The organism is Novosphingobium sp. (assembly GCF_020852455.1).
Classification (GTDB): domain Bacteria; phylum Pseudomonadota; class Alphaproteobacteria; order Sphingomonadales; family Sphingomonadaceae; genus Novosphingobium.
This window is the reverse complement of record NZ_JADZAT010000032.1, coordinates 86989-107328: the sequence shown is the minus strand read 5'-3', so window position 1 is coordinate 107328 and position 20340 is coordinate 86989. Positions and strand designations below refer to the sequence as shown.

The 20340-nt window shown below is 66.1% G+C and carries 21 protein-coding genes; 14 read left to right on the top strand and 7 right to left on the bottom strand.

All coding sequences use genetic code 11. From position 1 onward, the window contains the following. The first annotated feature begins 1 nt into the window (after position 1). The 3 genes from IT549_RS14975 (at position 2) to IT549_RS14965 (ending at position 1818) form a co-directional block, all read left to right on the top strand. A complete protein-coding gene (locus tag IT549_RS14975; protein ID WP_292974658.1) occupies positions 2-487 on the top strand; it encodes a disulfide bond formation protein B in 486 nt (161 codons plus the stop codon). Next, complete coding sequence (locus IT549_RS14970; RefSeq protein ID WP_292974433.1) at positions 484-1002, top strand: demethoxyubiquinone hydroxylase family protein; 519 nt, start codon at positions 484-486, stop codon at positions 1000-1002. Before IT549_RS14975 ends, IT549_RS14970 begins: the two co-directional genes overlap by 4 nt. A 234-nt stretch (positions 1003-1236) precedes the next feature. After that, positions 1237-1818 (top strand): hypothetical protein, encoded by a 582-nt coding sequence (locus IT549_RS14965; protein ID WP_292974432.1) that lies wholly within the window; start codon positions 1237-1239, stop codon positions 1816-1818. 19 nt (positions 1819-1837) lie between these two features. On the opposite strand, the gene fabI is transcribed toward IT549_RS14965, so the two are convergent. From fabI to IT549_RS14950, 3 genes are read right to left on the bottom strand one after another with little or no spacing between them, the layout of a single operon-like run. Then, positions 1838-2659: an enoyl-ACP reductase FabI gene (fabI, locus tag IT549_RS14960; protein ID WP_292974431.1), complete on the bottom strand. Its 822-nt coding sequence runs from the start codon at positions 2657-2659 to the stop codon at positions 1838-1840. Beyond that, positions 2656-3681, bottom strand: a complete 1026-nt coding sequence (locus IT549_RS14955; protein WP_292974430.1) for a YihY/virulence factor BrkB family protein — start codon at positions 3679-3681, stop codon at positions 2656-2658. The genes fabI and IT549_RS14955 overlap by 4 nt, the downstream gene beginning before the upstream one ends. Before the next feature lie 10 nt (positions 3682-3691). After that, positions 3692-4627 carry a DnaJ C-terminal domain-containing protein gene (locus IT549_RS14950; RefSeq protein ID WP_292974429.1) on the bottom strand — a complete coding sequence of 312 codons (936 nt, stop codon included), beginning with the start codon at positions 4625-4627 and terminating at the stop codon, positions 3692-3694. Positions 4628-4717: 90 nt separating this feature from the next. Here IT549_RS14950 and pdxH point away from each other — a divergent pair, with 90 nt between their 5' ends. After that, positions 4718-5353, top strand: coding sequence for a pyridoxamine 5'-phosphate oxidase (pdxH, locus tag IT549_RS14945; RefSeq protein WP_292974428.1), 636 nt, complete (start codon positions 4718-4720; stop codon positions 5351-5353). Beyond that, on the top strand, positions 5350-6288 hold the full coding sequence (locus tag IT549_RS14940) for a cation diffusion facilitator family transporter (protein WP_292974427.1): 939 nt from the start codon (positions 5350-5352) through the stop codon (positions 6286-6288). The genes pdxH and IT549_RS14940 overlap by 4 nt, the downstream gene beginning before the upstream one ends. Here the strand turns inward: IT549_RS14940 and IT549_RS14935 are convergent. The 3 genes from IT549_RS14935 to IT549_RS14925 are packed head-to-tail and all read right to left on the bottom strand — an operon-like array spanning position 6285 to position 9408. Continuing rightward, a complete protein-coding gene (locus IT549_RS14935; protein ID WP_292974425.1) occupies positions 6285-7226 on the bottom strand; it encodes a GDP-L-fucose synthase in 942 nt (313 codons plus the stop codon). The two genes, IT549_RS14940 and IT549_RS14935, sit on opposite strands and share 4 nt — an antisense overlap. Next, on the bottom strand, positions 7223-8275 hold the full coding sequence (gene gmd, locus IT549_RS14930) for a GDP-mannose 4,6-dehydratase (RefSeq protein ID WP_292974423.1): 1053 nt from the start codon (positions 8273-8275) through the stop codon (positions 7223-7225). The genes IT549_RS14935 and gmd overlap by 4 nt, the downstream gene beginning before the upstream one ends. After that, positions 8272-9408 (bottom strand): serine hydrolase, encoded by a 1137-nt coding sequence (locus tag IT549_RS14925; RefSeq protein ID WP_292974422.1) that lies wholly within the window; start codon positions 9406-9408, stop codon positions 8272-8274. The genes gmd and IT549_RS14925 overlap by 4 nt, the downstream gene beginning before the upstream one ends. 29 nt (positions 9409-9437) lie before the next feature. Here IT549_RS14925 and IT549_RS14920 point away from each other — a divergent pair, with 29 nt between their 5' ends. From IT549_RS14920 to IT549_RS14910, 3 genes are read left to right on the top strand one after another with little or no spacing between them, the layout of a single operon-like run. Further along, entirely contained in the window at positions 9438-9785 is a 348-nt protein-coding gene (locus tag IT549_RS14920; RefSeq protein WP_292974420.1) for a hypothetical protein, read from the top strand. Between the two features lie 35 nt (positions 9786-9820). Then, positions 9821-10864: a sugar phosphate nucleotidyltransferase gene (locus IT549_RS14915; RefSeq protein ID WP_292974419.1), complete on the top strand. Its 1044-nt coding sequence runs from the start codon at positions 9821-9823 to the stop codon at positions 10862-10864. Continuing rightward, positions 10861-11652, top strand: a complete 792-nt coding sequence (locus IT549_RS14910) for a class I mannose-6-phosphate isomerase (RefSeq protein ID WP_292974418.1) — start codon at positions 10861-10863, stop codon at positions 11650-11652. Before IT549_RS14915 ends, IT549_RS14910 begins: the two co-directional genes overlap by 4 nt. On the opposite strand, the gene mnmA is transcribed toward IT549_RS14910, so the two are convergent. Further along, complete coding sequence (mnmA, locus tag IT549_RS14905) at positions 11649-12794, bottom strand: tRNA 2-thiouridine(34) synthase MnmA (RefSeq protein WP_292974417.1); 1146 nt, start codon at positions 12792-12794, stop codon at positions 11649-11651. The two genes, IT549_RS14910 and mnmA, sit on opposite strands and share 4 nt — an antisense overlap. 195 nt (positions 12795-12989) lie before the next feature. Here mnmA and IT549_RS14900 point away from each other — a divergent pair, with 195 nt between their 5' ends. The 6 genes from IT549_RS14900 (at position 12990) to IT549_RS14875 (ending at position 20285) form a co-directional block, all read left to right on the top strand. Then, the gene (locus tag IT549_RS14900; RefSeq protein ID WP_292974415.1) at positions 12990-13268 is read left to right on the top strand and encodes a hypothetical protein; all 279 of its coding nucleotides are present in this window, start codon (positions 12990-12992) and stop codon (positions 13266-13268) included. Next, entirely contained in the window at positions 13268-13567 is a 300-nt protein-coding gene (locus IT549_RS14895; protein WP_292974414.1) for a DUF1153 domain-containing protein, read from the top strand. Before IT549_RS14900 ends, IT549_RS14895 begins: the two co-directional genes overlap by 1 nt. A 279-nt stretch (positions 13568-13846) precedes the next feature. Beyond that, positions 13847-15028, top strand: a complete 1182-nt coding sequence (locus IT549_RS14890; protein ID WP_292974412.1) for an efflux RND transporter periplasmic adaptor subunit — start codon at positions 13847-13849, stop codon at positions 15026-15028. A 24-nt stretch (positions 15029-15052) separates the two neighbouring features. Beyond that, positions 15053-18487 carry an efflux RND transporter permease subunit gene (locus IT549_RS14885; RefSeq protein ID WP_292974410.1) on the top strand — a complete coding sequence of 1145 codons (3435 nt, stop codon included), beginning with the start codon at positions 15053-15055 and terminating at the stop codon, positions 18485-18487. A 68-nt stretch (positions 18488-18555) separates the two neighbouring features. Next, complete coding sequence (locus IT549_RS14880; protein WP_292974657.1) at positions 18556-19764, top strand: DUF445 domain-containing protein; 1209 nt, start codon at positions 18556-18558, stop codon at positions 19762-19764. After that, the gene (locus IT549_RS14875) at positions 19761-20285 is read left to right on the top strand and encodes a GNAT family N-acetyltransferase (RefSeq protein ID WP_292974408.1); all 525 of its coding nucleotides are present in this window, start codon (positions 19761-19763) and stop codon (positions 20283-20285) included. Before IT549_RS14880 ends, IT549_RS14875 begins: the two co-directional genes overlap by 4 nt. Positions 20286-20340 lie beyond the last annotated feature (55 nt).

Here is a 20340-nt window from a genome sequence, read left to right as displayed (position 1 = left end):
CCTGCTGCCCACCGGACCTGCGGCCGGTCGCGCTGCCCTGTGGCTGGCGCTGGGCGTTCCCGCTGCGCTGCTCGGCGGGGCCTATATCGGCGAATATGTCTTTGGCCTGTGGCCGTGTGAGATGTGCTGGTGGCAGCGTTACGCCCACTTTGCCGCGTTGGGCCTGGCCCTGCTGGCGCTGGCCCGCCCTGCGATGACCGTACTGGTGCGCCTGGCAGGCCTGGCGATCCTGATCGGCGGGCTGATCGGGGCCTACCACGCCGGGGTCGAATACGGCTGGTGGCAGGGCTTCACCGCCTGCACCAGCGAAGTGGCGGTGGGTGACGATCCGCTGAAGGCGATCCTTGATGCCCCGATGGTCCGCTGTGATCAGGTCCAGTGGGACCTGTTCGGGATCTCGCTGGCCGGGTACAACTTCCTGATCTCGGTTCCGGCCGCGCTGTTGGTCTTTGTGCTTGCCGGTCGGGCCAGGGGCCGCGCGGCATGAGCGGGCGGGCCGCTACCGAGCGGATGCTGCGGGTCGATCAGGCCGGCGAATACGGCGCGACCCGGATCTATGCCGGGCAGCTGGCGGTGATGGGCGATCGCGCGGCCCTGGCTGGCGAGATCCGCCACATGGCCGAACAGGAAGCCGCGCACCGCGCCAAATTCGACGCGCTGCTGGGTGAACGCGGGGTCCGCCCCACCGCCTTGCAGCCGTTCTGGCACGTGGCCGGTTTTGCGCTGGGCGCAGCCACCGCGCTGATCGGTCCCAAGGCGGCGATGGCCTGCACCGCCGCGGTCGAGGAAGAGATCGACCGTCACTATACCCAGCAGCTCGACGAGCTGGGCGATCAGGATCCTGAACTCTCCGCGCTGATCGAGGAATTTCGCGAGGATGAGCGCGCCCACCGCGACACCGCACTGGCGGCGGGTGCCGAACAGGCCCCGGCTTACCCGCTGCTGTCGGGCGCAATCCGCCTGGGCTGCCGCTTTGCAATCCGTCTCGCCGAACGGATCTGACGCTTTTTGTTTCGGTCGATCGCCTGGCGATCGACGTTGCACCACCGGCCCGCTCCCCCTGCCCGACCACCCATAGGGTACCCTGTCGCGGGTGGTCGGGCCGGGGGGAGCGGGCCGGTGGTGCGCAATTTCGCCATTTGGCGAATTTGACCAAAGTTAAGGCATGGCGCCGCTTCAGCTGTTATTCAGCGCAGGTCTCCCTATATCGGGAGCGAAGAGTTCAGGAGTTCGACGATGCGTCCGATTTGCGCCGCTTTTGCCACGCTGGCCCTTGGCCTGGTTTCCACCGTGCCGGCCCATGCGCAGGAAGCGGCTGAACCCAAGGTCAACATGGTTGACGTCTTCGGCAAGGATAAGTGCCCCGAATCGTCGGACGATACGATCGTGATCTGTAAGCGCTATGACGAGGGTGAGCGCTTTCGCATCCCCGAATCGCTGCGCACCAGCGCCAGCCCGCAGAACGAAGCCTGGAACCAGAAGGTGCGGGCTTATGAAATGGTTGGCCGTTCGGGCACGATGAGCTGTTCGCCGGTCGGCGCGGGCGGCTTCACCGGGTGCACCGGCCAGCTGATCAATCAGGCCTATGCCGAAAAGAAGACCGCACCGGGCGTGCGCGCCAGCCAGCTGATCGCCGAAGAACGCGCCAAGCGGCTTTCGACGATCGATCAGGACGCGGCAGAAACCCAGGCTGCGGTCGAAATGCAGGAAGAACAGATTCTGGCGCGGCGCCGGCTGGAACAGCAGGCTTCGGGTGAACCGGCCCCGTCTAGCGAAGCCGAGCCCAGGCCCGAAGCGGAAAAGCCGCAGCCGAAATAGGCCCTGCGGTGCGCCGGGCTCAGCCCAGGGCGATGTCCGGCGCGTCTTCCTGCTTCATGCCGACCAGATGATACCCGCAATCGACGTGGTGAACCTCGCCGGTTACGCCCGATGACAGGTCGGACAGGAAATAGAGCGCCGAGCCGCCGACATCCTCGATCGTCACATTGCGGCGCAGCGGCGAATTGAGCTCGTTCCACTTCAGGATGTAGCGGAAGTCGCCAATCCCGCTGGCTGCAAGAGTGCGGATCGGACCGGCCGAGATCGCATTGACCCGCACGTTCTGCGGACCAAGATCGTTGGCCAGGTATTTGACGCTGGTTTCCAGCGCGGCCTTGGCCACGCCCATCACGTTGTAATGCGGGACGACCTTTTCCGCGCCATAATACGAAAGCGTCAGGATCGAGCCGCCGCCGGTCCCGTCTTCGCCCACCGGCATCATCGCCATCGCCCGCTTGGTCACCGCGACCAATGAATAGGCGGAAATATTCATTGTCATCAGGAAGTTATCAAGGCTGGTATCATAATACCGGCCGCGCAATTCGTTCTTGTCGGAAAAGCCGATCGCATGAACCACGAAGTCGATCGTCGGCCATTTTGCCGCCAGGGTGGCAAAGGCGGCGTCCAGCGCGGCCATGTCGGAAACGTCGCAATCGATCAGGAAATCGCTGCCCAGGCTGGCCGCCAGCGGCCGCACGCGCTTTTCCAGCGCTTCGCCCTGATAGGAAAAGGCCAGCTCTGCGCCGGCCTCGTGCAACTTCTGGGCGATCCCCCAGGCCAGCGACTTGTCGTTCGCCAGGCCCATGATCAGCCCGCGTTTGCCTTGCATCAATCCGGTCATGCGTTCTTTCCCGTTGTGTCCTTGATGGCCTCGCCCGCCGCCTCCCGGCCCAGCATGTCCCGCTCTTCGGGACTTTCGGCCAGCGCGGCATTAAGCTCGGCACCTACCACCATTCCTAAGCCGACCAGCCAGAAAAAGAAAAGCGCGATCATCACTCCGGCCAGACTGCCATAGGTCAGGTCATAGGTGAAAAACCGGTGCAGCAGCCATGGCAGGGTGGTGCTGACCGTCACCCACCACACGGTAACCAGCAGCGCGCCGGGCCACTTGGGGTACTGGCGCTGGCGATAGGCGGTGGGGGTCAGAGTGAAGAACAGCAGATAGAGCGAGGCATAGATCACCACCGGCGGCAGCAGGCTGGAGGTGGTCAAGGTATCGGCCAGCCCATGCAGGCGCGGAAACCAGGCCCCGACCACTTCCTGCGCCGTGCCGATCAGCACTTGTGCCAGCAGCGCGAAAAGCAGCGCAATCACCGCGCAGATGATCACCGCGCTGGAGATCAGCCGGTAGCGCCAGAAGGCATAGGCATGGCGGGTGCCATAGGCGCGGCGCAGGATATCGCGGATCGTTTCGACCAGACTGCCCACGGTCCACAGCCCGACCACCCCGCCAACCCACAACAGCCAGCCGCTGCGCGCCAGGATCACATCGCGCGCCACCGGCTCCAGCGCCTTGGCCACCACCGGGGGCAGCGCCATCAGAAAGGTGTGGACCGATGCTTCGCGCTGGGCCTGTTCGCCCACCAGGCTGAACACTGCGGCCACAGTGATGAAGAACGGGAACAGGGCCAGGATCGCCATGTAGGCAAGGTTGCCGGCATGGATGAAGCCATCGTGCCAGGCTCCGGTCCAGACCCGGGCGATCACCCGGAAAAAGCGGGTGTGCCAGAACCGCCCCTGCGGTCCGACGTGTTCGTCATAGGTATCGCGCAGCCGCCGGGCGCGCTGGCGCCGGGCCTCGGGCGAAAGGTCGGGAATGGTCAGCGGCGGCAGTGCCTCACCGTTGACCTGACGTTCCTCCACAGGCCGCCCCTCAGACGCCCAGCCGCGCGCGCAGGTTGCGCGGATCGCGCCAGCCTTCGAGCCGCCTGACCAGGTCTTCGTCGCCTTCGGGCAATTGCACTTCGATCGTCACCAGCTGATCGCCATGGCTGCCGTCCTTGCGGCTGAAGCCCTTGCCCTTGAGCCGCAGCGTCTTGCCCGAGCTCGATCCCGGTGCGACCGTCAGCATCACCGCGCCATCGGCGGTCGGCACCTTGACCTTGGCCCCGTTGACCGCCTCATCAAGGGTGATCGGCAGGTCGAGCCGCAGGTTGTCGCCATCACGGCGGAAAAAGGCATGCGGCTGCAGGTGGATCGTCACCATCGCATCGCCGTTGCCGCCCGGGCCGGGTTCACCCTTGCCGGGCAGGCGCATCTGGGTCCCATCCTCGACCCCGGCCGGCAGCTTGAGGTCGATCGTCTTGCCATCGGCCAGCGTGATCCGCTGGGTGGCCCGGGTCGCTGCATCGTCCAGCGATACGCCCAGCTTGTAATTGACGTTCGCGCCCTTGGGCGCGGGGCGCTGGCGGCCACCACCAAACCCGCCGCCCATGCCGCCGCGTCCGCCGAACAGGCCATCGAAGATATCGCCCAGGTCGATCCCTTCGTTGCCGAAGCCTTCGAACCCGCCGCGCGGGGCGCCTCCTGCCCCTGCGCCGCCGAACCCGCCCGGGCCGCCACCGCCAAATCCGAAGCCCATTGCCGGGTTGCCGTCGATGTCGATCTCGCCGCGATCGAAGCGCGCGCGCTTGTCCTTGTCGGACAGCAGGTCATAGGCGCGGGTCACTTCGGAAAAGCGCTCCGCAGCCTTGGGATTGTCCTGGTTGCGGTCCGGGTGGAACTCTTTTGCCAGCTTGCGGTAGGCGGACTTGATGTCCTTCTCGCTCGCGCCGCGGGCAACGCCCAGGATCGAATAGGGATCGGCCATAGCGGTTAGCTAGGGATGACGAGGCGAAACGGCAAGCTATCTTGGACTGTTGCGAGCGGCTTGCGCTTCCCTCGGGCCCGGCCAGGGGCTATGCGGCTGCCGATGGACGACCAGCAGCACGATGCCATTCCCGACGCCGAACCGTTCGACCTGTTTGGCGAATGGTTCGCCCTGGCGCGCGGCAAGGAACCCAACGATCCCGAAGCCGTGGCCCTGGCCACTGCCACGCCTGAGGCTGCGCCATCGGTGCGGATGGTGCTGCTGAAGGACTGGGGCGCCGCGCTGGGCGAAGGCGGCGGCTTTGTGTTCTACACCAACGGGCACAGCCGCAAGGGCGGCGAACTCCACGCCAATCCCCAGGCGGCGATGCTGTTCCACTGGAAGAGCCTGCGCCGCCAGATCCGGATCGAAGGCCGGATCGAGGAGGTGCCGGCGGATATGGCTGACGCCTATTTCGCCAGTCGCAGCCGCGATTCGCAGATCGGTGCCCATGCCAGCGATCAGTCGGCACCATTGGGATCGCGCGCCGAATTCCTGGCCCGGATCGCCCGGACCGGTGCCCGCTATCTGGTCGGATCGGTGCCGCGCCCGCCGCACTGGACCGGCTTTCGGCTGATCCCGCAGGCGATCGAATTCTGGATGGATCGCCCGTTCCGGCTGCATGAACGCCGCCGCTTTGAACGGCTGGCAGGGGGCGGCTGGACCAGCTCGCTGCTTTATCCATGAGCGGTCACGGTGCCCTGAACCGCAGCGCGGCCTATGCCTCGATTGCGGTGGCCAGCCTGCTGCTAGGGCTCAAGGCCTGGGCGGTCTGGTCAACCGGATCGACCGCGATGCTTGGCAGCCTGGCCGATACCACGCTTGATCTGATCGCCAGCCTGGCGACCCTGCTGGGGGTGTGGGTTGCCGCCCAGCCCGATGATGACAACCACCGCTTCGGGCATGGCAAGGCCGAAGCGCTGGCGGCGATGTTCCAGGTGGTGCTGATCTCGATCTCGGCGCTGACCCTGGCCTTCCGATCGGTCCAGCAATGGCTGGGCGGGGCGCGGCCCGAAGGGGTGGAAGGCGGGATCGTGGTTTCGCTGATCGCGATGGCGGCCACGCTGGCTTTGCTCGTCTGGCAGCGCCGGGTGATCGCGCGGACCAATTCGATCGCGATCTCAACCGATCACCTGCATTACAAGAGTGACCTTGTGCTCAACCTGGCGGTGATCGCGGCGCTGGCGATTGATCGCTATGCCGGATTCGGCGGGGCTGATGCGCTGTTCGGCTTTGCCATCGCGCTGTGGCTGGGCTGGGGGGCGTGGCAGGCCTCGCAGGAAGCGATCGAGCAACTGATGGACCACGAATGGCCCGAAGAACGCAAGGACGCCTTTCTTGCCGCCGTTTCCCGCCATCCCGAGATCAAGGGGCTGCATGACCTGCGCACCCGCACCGCCGGCAACCGCGATTTCGTGCAGTTCCACCTGGCGGTCGATCCCGACATGACGATCCGCCAGGCCCATGTGGTGATGGACGAGGTCGAAGCGATCCTGACAAACGAGTTTCCGGACCTGGAAATCCTGATTCACCCCGATCCGGCCGGGCTGGTCAATGAAACCGGCGCAGCGGCGGTCGATCTGCTGGCCGATGTGCAGGCCGTGCACGACCGCGCGGGCTAAAGCCCCCGCCCTTCGCCCGCCAGGAACGCTTGGTAGGCCAGCGCGATCCCGTCGCGCAGCGCGGTTTTGGGCTGCCAGCCCAGCGCGGCCAGGCGCGCGCTGTCCATCAGCTTGCGCGGGGCGCCATCGGGCTTTGCGGAATCGGTTACCACCGGCCCGTCATAGTCCAGCACCTCCATCACCAGCCGGGTCAGCTCCATGATCGAGATGTCGCTGCCCGAACCGACGTTGATGTGCGGCGCATCGGAATAGTGCTGCATCAGGTGCAGGCAGGCATCGGCGCAATCATCGACGTACAGGAATTCGCGGCGCGGGGTGCCGGTGCCCCAGACCGTCACTGCGCCGCCAGCCAGCTTGGCTTCGTGCACCTTGCGGATCAGTGCCGGCATCACATGGCTGGCGTTGAGGTCGAAATTGTCGCCCGGGCCATAGAGGTTGGTCGGCATCGCGCTGATGAAATCGCAGCCGTATTCGCGGCGATAGGCCTCGGCCAGCTTGATCCCGGCGATCTTGGCGATCGCGTACCATTCGTTGGTCGGCTCCAGCGAGCCGGTCAGCAGCGCCTCTTCGCGGATCGGCTGCTCGGCATGCTTGGGGTAGATGCAGCTGGAGCCCAGGAACAGCAGCTTTTCGACCCCGACCGATTCGGCCCCGGTCAGCACTGCGGTTTCGATCAGCAGGTTGTCGCGCAGGAACTCGACCGGGCGACTGTCGTTGGCTAGGATCCCGCCAACCCGCGCTGCGGCCAGGAACACCGCCTGCGGGCGCTGGTTGTGCATCCAGCCCAGCACCGCGCGCTGGTCGGTCAGGTCCAGCTCGTCGCGCGCCGCGGTCAGCACCTCGCAGTCTTCCTGCGCCAGCCGCCGGACAATCGCCGAGCCAACCATCCCGCGATGGCCCGCCACCCAGACCCGCTTTCCGGCCAGCGAATAGGTCATGCCGGCGCCGAGCCCAGCGCGGCCAGATCGGCCTCGACCATTTCGCGGGCCAGCTCGCGGACCGAGATCTTCGGTTCCCAGCCCAGCACATCGCGCGCCTTGCCGGCATCGCCGATCAGCAGGTCAACCTCGGTCGGGCGAAAATAGCGCGGATCGATCGCCACGCGCAGCGCGCCGGTGCGCGTGCAGAAGCCCTGCTCGTCCACCCCCGTCCCGCGCCATTCAAGCACGATCCCGGCATCGGCAAAGGCCCATTCGACGAACTGGCGCACCGTGGTGGTCACGCCGGTGGCCAGCACATAGTCGTCGCCCCGGTCCTGCTGGAGCATGGCCCACATCCCTTCGACATATTCGCGGGCGTGGCCCCAGTCGCGCTGCGCATCGAGGTTGCCGAGATAGAGCACAGCCTGTTTGCCCAACGAAATCGCGGCGGCGGCGCGGGTGATCTTGCGGGTCACGAAGGTTTCGCCGCGCAGCGGGCTTTCATGGTTGAACAGGATCCCGTTCGAGGCATGCAGGCCATAGGCCTCGCGGTAATTGACCGTGATCCAGTAGGCATAGAGCTTGGCCGCAGCATAGGGGCTGCGCGGATAGAACGGCGTGCTTTCGCGCTGCGGCACTTCCTGGACCAGACCGTAAAGCTCGCTGGTTGAGGCCTGATAGAACCGGGTCTTGCGCTCCAGCCCGAGGATCCGGATCGCCTCAAGCAGGCGCAGCGTGCCCAGTGCGTCGGAATTGGCAGTGTATTCGGGCGTCTCGAAGCTCACCTGAACGTGGCTTTGCGCACCCAGGTTGTAGATCTCGTCGGGCTGGACCTCCTGGACCACGCGGATCAGGTTGGTCGCATCGGTCAGATCGCCATAATGCAGCGTGAACTGCGGCGCGGGCACGTGCGGATCCTGATAGATATCGTCGATCCGCCCGGTGTTGAACGAGGAACTGCGCCGCTTGATGCCGTGGACCTGATAGCCCTTGGCCAGCAGCAGCCGCGCCAGATATGCACCATCCTGTCCGGTCACCCCGGTAATCAAGGCCGTCTTGCCGCTCACTTTACACCTTCGCTTGGAAACAGTTTGATGATCTGCACGATCCCGGCCCGCACCGGATCGTTCAGCCCGTCGTTGGTCTTGCCCAGCCGCACCACGGTGACCGCATTCGTGCGCGAAACCACCACGAATTGACCCAGATGGCCATTCATCGAAAAGGTGCCCGGCGATAGCCCCTGCCACAGCGGCGGGGCATCCGGCTGGGGCCGGTTCAGCCAGGTCTGCCCGCCATAGCCCTTGTTGCCGGGGCTGGGCTCGGTCATGAAATCGATCCAGGCCGATGGGACCAGCTGCGCCCCCCTGATCGCGCCGCCTTCGCGCAGGAATTCGCCGAACCTGGCCCAATCGCGCGCCGTGCCATGGATCAGGCTGCCACCGATCAGGGTGCCGGCCTGATCGAACTCGGGGACCATGCTCTTCATCCCCAGCGGTTCGAAGATCCGGGTCTTGAGGTAATCGCTGACCACCCGCGCCCGCTCGGCCGGGTCCTGGCTCTGGGTCAGCGCGCGCGCGGCCAGGTCGGCCAGGATCACTGTGGTGGCCGACGAATATTCCCAGGTCTTGCCCGGTTCGGCTTCCAGCGGCTGTGCCTCGGCATAGGCCGCCATGTTGTCGCGCCCGTCAAGAAACAGCATCCGCACCGTATCGGCTTCATAGGGCGGGTCGCTGGTTTCAAGATGCTTCAGGCCCGAACGCATCTGCAGCAGATGGCGCAGGGTAATCTCGCCGCGCGGATCGCCCGGGCGCTGCCAGGCCGGGATCGGCACGCCTTCGTCCAGCCGCAGCCGCCCATCGGCCGCCAGCATGCCGATCATCACCGCAGTCACGGTCTTGGCCATCGACCAGGATACGAACCGGGTGTTCTCGTGATAGCCCGGGCCATAGCGCTCGGCCACGACCTTGCCGTTCCGAACCACGACCACGGCCCGGGTTTCGCTGGTTTCATCGCGGCTGAACAGCGCATCAACCGCGCGGGCCAGCCGTTCGCGGTTGACCCCGGGCTTGTCGATCACCGCCTTCATCGCCGCTTCGCCAATCGGCGGCAGGGGTGGCGGTGCCGCCTTTTCGTTGCCGCAGCCGATCAGGGCTGGCAGCGCAAGCAGCGGCAGGATAAGGGACGGGCGACGCACGAACATCGCGTCGTCACTCGCCCAAAGGCAGCGCAATGGCAACTCAAAACCCGGCTATTCGATCCAGATCCCCGTTCCGCCGCCGCGTCCTGACGCTGGGGCTGGTGCTGCTGGCGGCTTTGCTGGCCTGGTTCTGGGGTCCGCTCAACGCCTATGCCCGCACCGGCGCGGCCTATGGCGCGCGGGTGGCCTGTTCCTGCCGGTTCCTGGGTGGGCGCGAACTGGGCGATTGCAAGAAGGATTTCGAACCGGGCATGGAACTTGTGATGCTGAGCGAGGATGCCCAGGCCAAGAGTGTCACCGCAAGGTTTCCCGGGCTGGCCAGCCAGACCGCCAGCTATCGTCCGGGCCTGGGCTGCCAGCTTGAACCCTGGCAGGGGTAACCCTTTGCCGAAAATGGTGTGCTAAGACTGTGACGATGAGCGATTCTCCGATCCATCCGGTTGTCCTGTGCGGCGGCAGCGGCACGCGGTTGTGGCCGCGCAGCCGGGCCAGCATGCCCAAACCGTTCCTGCCGCTGGTGGGCAATAGCACGCTGTTCGAAGCGACGGTGGCCCGCTGCGATCCGGCGGCCGGGTTTGCCGCGCCGATCGTGGTGACCGGCACCGCGCACCTGGCCCATGTCGAAGCCCAGCTGGGCAATCGCGACGGAGCGCAGGTGATTGTCGAGCCTGCGGCGCGCAACACCGCTGCTGCGATCGCATTGGCGGCACTGCGGCTGGGCGAAGACGATATCATGCTGGTCTGCCCCAGCGATCATCACATTGCCGATGCCCCGGCATTCCAGGCCGCCGCCCGGGCCGCCGCGCAGCTGGCGCGCCAGGGCTGGCTGGTGTCCTTCGGGATCGCCGCGACTGCGCCCGAAACCGGGTTCGGCTATCTCCAGCGCGGCGCGCCGATCGGCGATCTGGGCTTCAAGGTCGCGCGCTTCATCGAAAAGCCCGATCAGGCCCGGGCAGAGGCTTTCCTGGCCGATGGCGGCTATGCCTGGAACGGCGGGATCTTCGCGTTCCGGGTCGGCACCTTCCTGACCGAACTTGCGGCGCACCGCCCGGCGATTGCGGCAGCAGTGCAAGCGGCGGTTGCCGGCGGCCGGGCCGATGGCGCGCGGTTCCACCCCGATGCCCAGGCCTTTGCCCGGATCGAAAGCGAATCGGTTGACTACGCGGTGATGGAAAACACCGCGCATGCCGCAATGGTTCCGGCCAGCATGGGCTGGTCTGACATCGGCAACTGGGATGCCCTGCTGGTCGCGCGCGACCGCGATGACCAGGGCAACAGCGTGACCGGCCAGGCCGATCTGGTCCAGTGCCGCAATGTGCTGGTTGAAAGCGACGGCCCGCGGGTTTCGGCGATCGGGCTGGAAGACGTGGTGATCGTGGTCGATGGCCAGGATGTGCTGGTGACAACGCGCGCCGGGGCCCAGCTGGTCGGCAAGCTGCCGGGCGCAGCCAATCAGTGAGCCACCTCCTGCCCACCCGGATGGTCGAACGGCCGTGGGGGCGCACCAGCCTGCCCGCGCCGTTCGTTGCCCCGGCGGGTGAGACAATCGGCGAAGTCTGGTTTGAACCGCCCGCGGCGCTCGATGCGTTGCTGGTCAAATACATCTTCACCAGCGAGGCGCTGTCGGTTCAGGTCCATCCCGGCGATGCCCAGGCTCCGGCCGGCAAGCGTGGCAAGGAAGAATGCTGGTACGTGATCGCGGCCGAGCCTGATGCCCGGCTGGGGATCGGGTTCCGGAAAAACCTGGATGCGCGGGCGATGCGCGTGGCGGCGCTTGATGGCAGCATTGAACAGCTGCTGGAATGGCACCCGGCGCGGGCCGGGGACTTCTTCTACATTCCGGCCGGGACGGTCCACGCGATCGGGCCCGGTCTGTCGCTGGTCGAAGTTCAGCAGAACAGCGATGTTACTTATCGGCTCTATGACTATGGCCGCCCGCGCGAACTGCACCTTGATGCCGGGATGGCAGTAGCCCGGGGTGAACCCTATCCCGCCACGCTGCACCGCCATGTGCCGGATCACAGCGATGTACTGCTGGTCGATGGCCCGCACTTCCGGCTCGCCCGGATCTCGGGAGCGCCGGATTCGCAGCTGAAGGCGCGCTTCGTCGGCCCGCTGCTGGTGATCCCGCTAACCGGTGAGGCTGAGATCGATGGCCGGTTGGTGCGGGCGGGTGAATGCGCCCTGGCCGGAACGCTCGATGGGGTGACCTGCACCGGCACCGCGCTGGTCGCGCAGTCCTGTTAGGCCGGCTCGGTCGAATCGATCCAGCCGCCGCCGACCACCCGGTCCCCGGCATAGATCACCGCCGCCTGGCCTGGCGCGACCCCGTATTCGGGGCTTGCGAAGTGCAGGGTGCAGGCCGCGCCCTGGCCCAGCGCACCTTCGATCCGCACCGGCACCGGCCTGGCCAGCGAACGGACCTTGGCGCAAAGCGGTGTATCGGGCAGCGGGCCGATCCGGTTGGTTTCGACAATCCGCGCCGCGCCGACCGCCAGCAGGCGGCGCGGGCCGACCAGCACACGGCGGCTCGCCGCATCGATTCCGATGACATAGAGCGGTTCGGGCTGGCCGCCGATCTCGATCCCGCGGCGCTGGCCGACGGTATAGTGGATGATCCCCCTGTGCCGGCCCAGCACTGCGCCGGTTTCGGCATGAACGATCTCGCCGCCCTCAACCCCTTCGGGACGCACCGCGCGGACCACCTTGGCATAGTCGCCATCGGGCACGAAGCAGATGTCCTGGCTGTCGGGCTTGGCCGCCACGCGCAGCCCTTCGGCCTCGGCGATCTGGCGCACCACCGGCTTGGGCAGGCCGCCCAGCGGAAAGCGCAGATAGTCGAGCTGAGCCTCGGTGGTGGCGTAGAGGAAATAGCTTTGGTCGCGCGCCGGATCGAGCGCACGGTGGAGTTCGGGTCCGGCCGGGCCAGGCACCCGCCGGACATAGTGCCCGGTTGCCAGGCAATCGGCGCCCAGTTCGCGGGCCATGGCGAACAGGTCGGTGAACTTGGGGCCCATGTTGCAGCGGATGCAGGGGATCGGGGTGCGCCCGGCCAGGTAATCGTCGGCAAAGCGTTCGACCACCTCCTCGCGGAACTGGCTCTCATGGTCGATCACATAGTGGGCAATGCCCAGCCGGTCGGCAACCGAACGGGCATCGCGGATATCGTCGCCGGCGCAGCACGCGCCCTTGCGGCCGCTGCCGGCGGGCGAATCGTAAAGCTGCAGGGTGACGCCGATGGTTTCGGCGCCACTGCGCGCGGCCAGCGCCGCCACCACCGAGGAATCGACCCCGCCCGACATCGCCACGACGATCCGCTTGCCTGCCAGCGGGGCATCGAGCTGGAACAACTCGGCAAGATCGGGAAGGACAAGCGCAGGCTGGGTCATGGTGCCGCGCGCCTTACACGCCCCCGGCGAATAGGGCCATGTTGAATCCCGATCGCGGGCAATTGGCGGGGGTGCAATTTGGTAAGCATTCTCAACACCAGGTAAAGCCGGGCTTTACCCGATCTTGACCATGTCTGCGCTAGAAGCCGTGTCATGGAGTTTGCAAAAGACCTTATGTCTGCGCTGAGAGACCGCGTGTCGCCCGTTGCCGAAGGCGCGGGAAGCACCGGATTCGACTGGTCCGGGCTGCACGCCCGGCTGGTCGCCGCGCATGCCGCCCGGGCCGAACTGGCCCGTGACGATTCGCGCGCCGTGCTGCTCGATGGCGGCTTTGCGGACTTTGCGCTGGTGGGGGGATCCGGAACAAATCCCTCACACCGCGTTAACCCTGCTGATTCAACAGATGGCAAAGGCCCCGACGGCATAGACGGGTCCATCGCCGGACAACACCAGGCCGGCGGCCGAGGACAATGATGATCGAGAACCAGAAAATCAGACCTGCGATGGTTATCGGCCCGCTCGGCGAGCCGCTGACGCTCGATTCGCTGCCTTCGCCCGACACGACCCGTTGGGTGGTGCGCCGCAAGGCCGAAGTTGTCGCGGCGGTCAATGGCGGCCTGCTGTCGATCGACGAAGTTTGCGAGCGTTACAACCTGACGCTCGAGGAATTCGCTTCGTGGCAACGAGCGGTCGATCGCTCGGGCATGCAGGGCCTGCGGGTGACCCGCATCCAGCACTATCGCGACCTTTACGAGCGCCAGCTGAAGTACTGAACCAGCGCGCGATCGCGTTATGAAGGGCCGGCCGGGATATCCCGCGCCGGCCCTTTGCTTTTGCGCTCCTGCCGTTTACCGAACGCCCAAGGTGGTTGGCAGACCCAGCCGTTGCGGCGACCAGCGCGCGCGCCTATGGACAACAAGTGCAAATCGGGCATCCGCAGTCTTTTGCAACGGGGCTTGCCGGAGGTGATTTAGCGCAGTAATACAGTTGGTGGCCCGGGTGGGGAGAATCCGTCCGCCATTCCGTGATCCGGCGTGAAGGCTTTGAAAACCATGAATTTCGATGCAAGGATTGAAAGCAAGGCGATGGCAGCCGAGAACCCGTTGCTCGACGATGCCGGCGAAGCTTCCAGCAAGCGGCGGCTGATCGCCGGGGGTGTGCTGCTGCTGCTGGCCGTCGCCGTGATCTGGTTCCTGGTTCACCGCTCTGCTGCGGGCTCTACGGCAGAGGCTGACAAGAAGGACCAGGCGCCGACGGTTACCGTGGTGGCTCCGGGCCGGACCACGATCGAAGGCACGATAACTGCCACCGGCACCCTGGCGGCGCGGCGCGAAATGCCGGTTGGCATTCCGGGCGAAGGCGGCCAGGTGATTTCGGTGCTGGTCGAACCCGGCCAGTGGGTCCGCCAGGGTCAGGTCATGGCGGTGATCGACCGTTCGGTCCAGATCCAGCAGCAGTCGAGCCAGGCTGCCCAGATCCAGGTCGCCCGCGCCAATGCCGATCTGGCCGAGGCCAATCTGCAGCGCGCGCTCAAGCTGGTCGATCGCGGGTTCATTTCGAAGGCCGAGGTCGATCGCCTGCGTGCGCAGCGCGATTCCGCAGCTGCCCAGGTCCGCGTTGCCGGCGCCCAGCTGGGTGTGCTGCAGGCGCAGAACCGCCGCCTCAACGTGATCGCGCCGGCGGCCGGGCTGGTGCTCGAACGCCGGGTTGAACCCGGGCAGGTGGTCAGCGCCGGATCGGGCGTGCTGTTCCGCCTGGCCAAGGGCGGTGAAATGGAAATGAAGGCCCAGCTGGGCGAAGTTGACCTTGCGTCGCTGGGCCAGGGCGTCAGCGCCTCGGTGGTTCCGGTCGGCACTGACAAGGCCTTTACCGGTCAGGTCTGGCAGATCGCCCCGGTGATCGACCCGGCCAGCCGCCAGGGCACCGCACGGATTGCACTGGCCTATGCTCCTGAACTGCGCCCCGGCGGGTTCGCCACGGCAACGATCAAGTCGGGCACCATGGTGGCCCCGCTGTTGCCGGAAAGCGCGGTGCTGTCGGATGCCCAGGGCAGCTATGTCTATGTGGTCGGCAAGGACAACAAGGTTGAACGCCGCGCGGTCAAGCAGGGCCGGATCACCCCGCAGGGCATCGTGATCGCCGAAGGCCTCAATGGCAGCGAGCGCGTTGTGCTGCGCGCCGGCGGTTTCCTCCAGCCGGGCGAGACGATCAAGCCCGTCGCCCCCAAGCCCTGAGCCGGGACCGGCAGGAGTCTAACCATGAGCTTCCGCAATATCTCGGCCTGGTGCATTCGCAACCCGGTGGTGCCGATCGTGCTGTTCCTGGGCCTGATGCTGGCCGGGATGGTCGCCTTCTCGCAGATGAAGGTCCAGAACGATCCGGATATCGAATTCCCCGGCGTGGTCGTGGTGATCAGCCAGCCCGGCGCCGCGCCGGCTGAAATCGAGAACCAGATCACCCAGAAGATCGAAGCTTCGTTGCGCTCGATCCAGGGGGTGCAGAACATCTCGTCGACCGCGCGCGAAGGCGGCAGCGAGACGGTGGTCGAATTCCAGATCGGCACCAGCATCATCGAAGCGCTCAACGATGTGAAGAACCAGGTCGATCAGGCCCGGGGCAGCCTGCCCGACGGGATCCTTGAGCCGCAGGTCTTCAAGATCGAAACCTCGTCCGATCCGATCGGCTATTTCTCCGTTTCGGCTGATGACATGACGATCGAGCAGCTCTCGTGGTTCGTCGACGATACCGTGACCAAGCGCCTGCTGGGCGTGCAGGGCATGGCCTCGGTCGAACGCGCCGGCGGGGTTGAGCGCGAAATCCTGGTGGTGCTCGATCCGGCCAAGATGCAGTCGCTGGGGGTCACCGCCAGCCAGATCAATGGGGCGCTGCGCCAGTTCAATGTGAACGCGGCGGGCGGCCGTTCGGAAATCGCCGGATCGCGCCAGTCGGTGCGCGTGCTGGGCAACGCCGCCACCGCTTTCGAACTGTCGCAGACCGAGATCCCGCTGGGCGGCGGGCGTACGGTCAAGCTGGCCGATGTCGCCAAGGTGTCCGACAGCTTCGGTGAAATCACCTCGCTCGGCAAGACCGACGGCAAGCCGGTGGTGACCTTCTCGATCGCACGATCGCGCGGCGAATCCGACGTTTCGGTTTACGACAATGCGGTCGCCAAGCTTGAGCAGATCGAAAAGCAGAACCCCGGGATCCACTTCAACAAGCTGTTCACCACCGTCACCTACGTCAAGGCGCAGTACGAAAGCTCGATCGCGGCGATGGTCGAAGGCGCGATCCTGGCCGTGGTCGTGGTGTTCTTCTTCCTGCGCGACTGGCGCGCGACGATGATCTCGGCAATCGCGATTCCCCTGTCTGCGATCCCCAGCTTCTGGTTCATCCAGATGCTGGGCTTCACGCTCAACCAGATGTCGCTGCTCGCGCTTGGCCTGGTCGCCGGGGTGCTGGTCGACGACGCCATCGTCGAGGTCGAGAACATCGTGCGCCATATGCGCATGGGCAAGAGCGCCTACCAGGCCTCGATCGACGCGGCCGACGAAATCGGGCTGGCGGTGGTTGCCACCACCTTCTCGATCGTCGCGGTGTTCCTGCCGGTGGGGCTGATGCCGGGGATTCCGGGCCAGTTCTTCAAGAACTTCGGCTGGACCGTGGTCGCTTCGGTGCTGATGAGCCTGGCGGTGGCGCGCATGATCACCCCGATGATCGCGGCCTATTTCCTCAAGGCTCACGGGATTGCCGAACACGGCAGCGGGCCGTGGATGGATCGCTACCTCAAGGTCCTGCACTGGTCGCTCGACACTACCAAGGCCAAGGCGATGCGCGCGAAGGTTGAGCGCGTGCCCGGGCATCCGGCCTTCCTGGCGCTGTGCTATGTGGCGATGGCCGCGGTGATCTATCTGCTGCTGTTCAAGGCTGCGGCACCGGTCGAAGGCCAGGTAGCCACCGGACCGGGACCGCTGACCTGGCTGTCGGTGCTGTTCCTGGGCATGCCGATCGTCTTCCTGCTCGGCTTCTTCGTCACCACCCTGCTCGGCTGGTTGGTTGGCATGGCCATGCCGCGCAGCGAAAGCGGGTTTTTCGCCTGGTCCCGGATGTGGATCCTGCGGCTGGGCGCGCGGCTGCGCGATCACCGGATCTGGATGCTGGGGATCGGCTTCTTGTCGCTGGTGCTTTCGGGCGTGCTGGCTGGAACCATTCCCACCCAGCTGTTCCCCGAAGTGAACGAGGATACCAGCCAGATCGCGATCGAGATGGTTCCGGGCACCACGCTCAAGCAGACGGAAGACGTGGTCGATGCGGTTTCGGCGATCGTCGCCCAGCGCAAGGACGACGTTGAACGGATCCAGCAGCGCGTGCGTGAAGGCAACGGCCGCCTGTTCATCTCGCTCAAGGAAGATCGCGAGAAGACCAGTCAGGAGTTCGAGCGCGAACTGACCCCGCTGCTTCAGGCGATCCCCGATGCGCGGGTAACCTTCCAGTCGTTCAGCGGGGTGGGCCCTGGCGGGATCGGCCGGCCGATTTCCAAGATGCTGACCGGATCGAACACCGAAGTGCTTGAAAAGACCGCAGCCCAGCTGGTCGAACAGATGAAGGGCATAAAGGGGATCGTCGCGCCGCGTGTTTCGGCTGACACCCGCCGCCCCGAACTGCTGATCAAGCCGCGCCAGGAACTGGCCGCCAGCCTGGGGGTGACCACCGCCGCGCTGAGCCAGACGATCCGTATCGCCACGATCGGCGATATCGATCAGAACGCGGCCAAGTTCTCGCTGTCCGACCGCCAGATCCCGATCCGGGTGCGGCTGTCCGAAGATGCCCGCCGCGACATTTCGGTGATCGAGAACCTGCCGGTGCAGACCACTACGGGCGGATCGGTTCCGCTTTCGCGGGTGGCCGACATCAGCTTTGGCTCGGGCCCGGTTGCGATCCGCCGCTACAACCAGGAACGCCGCGTCTTCATTGGCGCCGATCTGGCGCCGGGGGTCAACAAGGGCACGGTGATGGCCGAGATCGAGAAGCTGCCGATCATCAAGAACCTGCCGCAGGGCGTCAGCGACAAGGCCTTTGGCGAGGACGAGATCCTGGCCGAACTGCTCGACAGTTTCACGGTCGCGCTGGGTTCGGCGGTGCTGCTGGTGTTCGGCGTGCTGGTGCTGCTCTATCATCGCTTCGTATCGCCGCTGGTCAACATGGGCTCGCTGCTGCTGGCTCCGCTGGGCGGGCTGCTGTTCCTGTTCGTGCTCGGTCAGCCGATCTCGCTGCCGGTGTTCATCGGGGTGCTGATGCTGTTCGGGATCGTCGCCAAGAACTCGATCCTGCTGATCGACTTTGCGATCGACGAGATGGCCAAGGGCACCTCGCGGTTCGAAGCGATTGTCGAAGCCGGGCACAAGCGCGCCCAGCCGATCGTGATGACCACCGTGGCGATGACCGCCGGGATGATCCCCACCGCGCTGTCGCTGACCGGAGACAGCGCCTGGCGTGCGCCGATGGGCACCGTGGTGATGGGCGGGCTGATCTTGTCCACTCTGCTGACCCTGCTGATCGTGCCTGCCGGGTTCAGCCTGGCCAATGGCCTTGAAGCGCGGCTGGGCCCGCGCCTGCGCCGGACCTTCCTGACCTACAAACCCGAGGACGAAGCACACGAAGCGCAGCAGCAGGCCGGGGCCTTGCCGGCCGAGTGAGCGGGCAGGCGCCTCGGCTGCGCTGGCGCCGCCCGGTCAGCGCTCTGCCGGTCGACCGGGCCAGGACCATGCGCCGAACCGCCACCGGGCTCTTGGTGGCCATGGCGGGTCTGTTCCTGCTGGCCCGCCAGTTCCAGGACCTGCACCCCGCGATGGGCTATGTCCTGGCCTTTGCCGAAGCCGGTATGGTTGGCGGCATGGCCGACTGGTTCGCGGTGACCGCGCTGTTCCGTCATCCGCTGGGCCTGCCGATCCCGCACACCGCGATCATCCCCGAGAACAAGGACCGGATCGCCGAAACCATGGCGCAGTTCCTGCGCGACAACTTCCTGATCCCGCCGGTGGTCGCGCGGCGGCTGCGGTCGATGAACCTCGCTGGCGCGGCGGGTGACTGGCTGGCCGATCCGGCAAAGGGCGGTTCGACCCGGCTGCGCGACGGGGCGGCGGAACTCGCCGCGCAGGTGCTCGAATCGCTCGATCCCGAACGGCTTGGCACCCAGGTGCGCGGCGGCCTGTTCCGCCAGGTCGAGAAGCTTGAGGTATCGCCGCTGCTTGGCCAGATGCTGACCACCACGATTGCCGACAAGCGCCACATGCCGGTGATCGAATCGCTGGTGCGCTGGGCCGGGCTGACGCTGGAAGACAACGAAGAACTGATCCGCGAACTGATCCACCGCCGCGCCAATGCCGTGCTGCGCTGGACCGGGCTGGATGAGACCGTGGCCAATTCGGTGCTCGACGGGCTTTACAAGCTGCTGGCCGAAGTGATCGTCGATCCCGACCATCCCCTGCGCGGCAAGATCGAGGAAGGCCTCGCCAAGCTCGCCCAGGACCTCCAGCAGGATGAAGAACTGCGGACCCGGGTTGAGCGGCTCAAGGGCGAACTGATCGCCAACCCGGCGGTGTCGAAGTGGTGGCAGGGGGTGTGGGAACGGCTGCGCACCGGCATGCTTACCCGCCTGCGCCGTCCGGCCGGCGAAGGCAGCGGCCAGCTGGCCGAAGCGCTGACCGAACTGGGCAAGCATCTGCGTGACGATCCCGCACTGCAGATCCAGATCAACCGCTTTGCCCGGCGCACCCTGGTCGGCATTTCGGTGCGCTATGGCGACCAGATCGTCCGGCTGGTGTCCGAAACCGTGAAGCGCTGGGATGCCGAAACCGTGACCGACCGGATCGAAGGCGCGGTGGGCCGCGACCTGCAATTCATCCGGATCAACGGAACGCTGGTCGGCGGGCTGGTGGGCGTGCTGATTCACGCGGTGGATCAATTGCTTTGACCCCGCTGCTCACCACCCGCCGGCTTGAACTGTGGCAGCCCGCGCTGCGCGACCTGCCGGGCCTGTTCGACCTGACCCTGGCCGAGGAGACCCGCCGCTTTCTGGGCTCGTTCGTCCCCACCGAGATGGACGCCTTCAACCGCCTGCACCGCAATGCCGGGTCCTGGGCGCTGCACGGCTATGGCACCTTCATGGTCCGTCTGAAGGGGCATGACCGGATCGTCGCCAACTGCGGTGTGTTCCGCAGCCACCGGGGGTTCGGCGCCGACCAGGGCCTCGACAATGTCGCCGAAGCGGGCTGGATCGTCCACCAGGACCACTGGGGCCAGGGCATTGCCGGCGAGGCAATGGAAGCCGCCTTGGCCTGGTTCGACCAGGTCCACGGCCGCCAGCGAATCGCCTGCATGATCGAGCATGGGCACGCGGCTTCGGACGCGCTGGCAGGCAAGCTGGGCTTCGTGCGCTATGGCCTGCACCAGCCTGACGGTGGCGCCGCGCTGGTGCTGTACGAGCGGGTCTAGCGTTCGCTTGCGGGTACAAAGCTGACAAAGTTCACAGGGTCCGGGGGCGACAAAA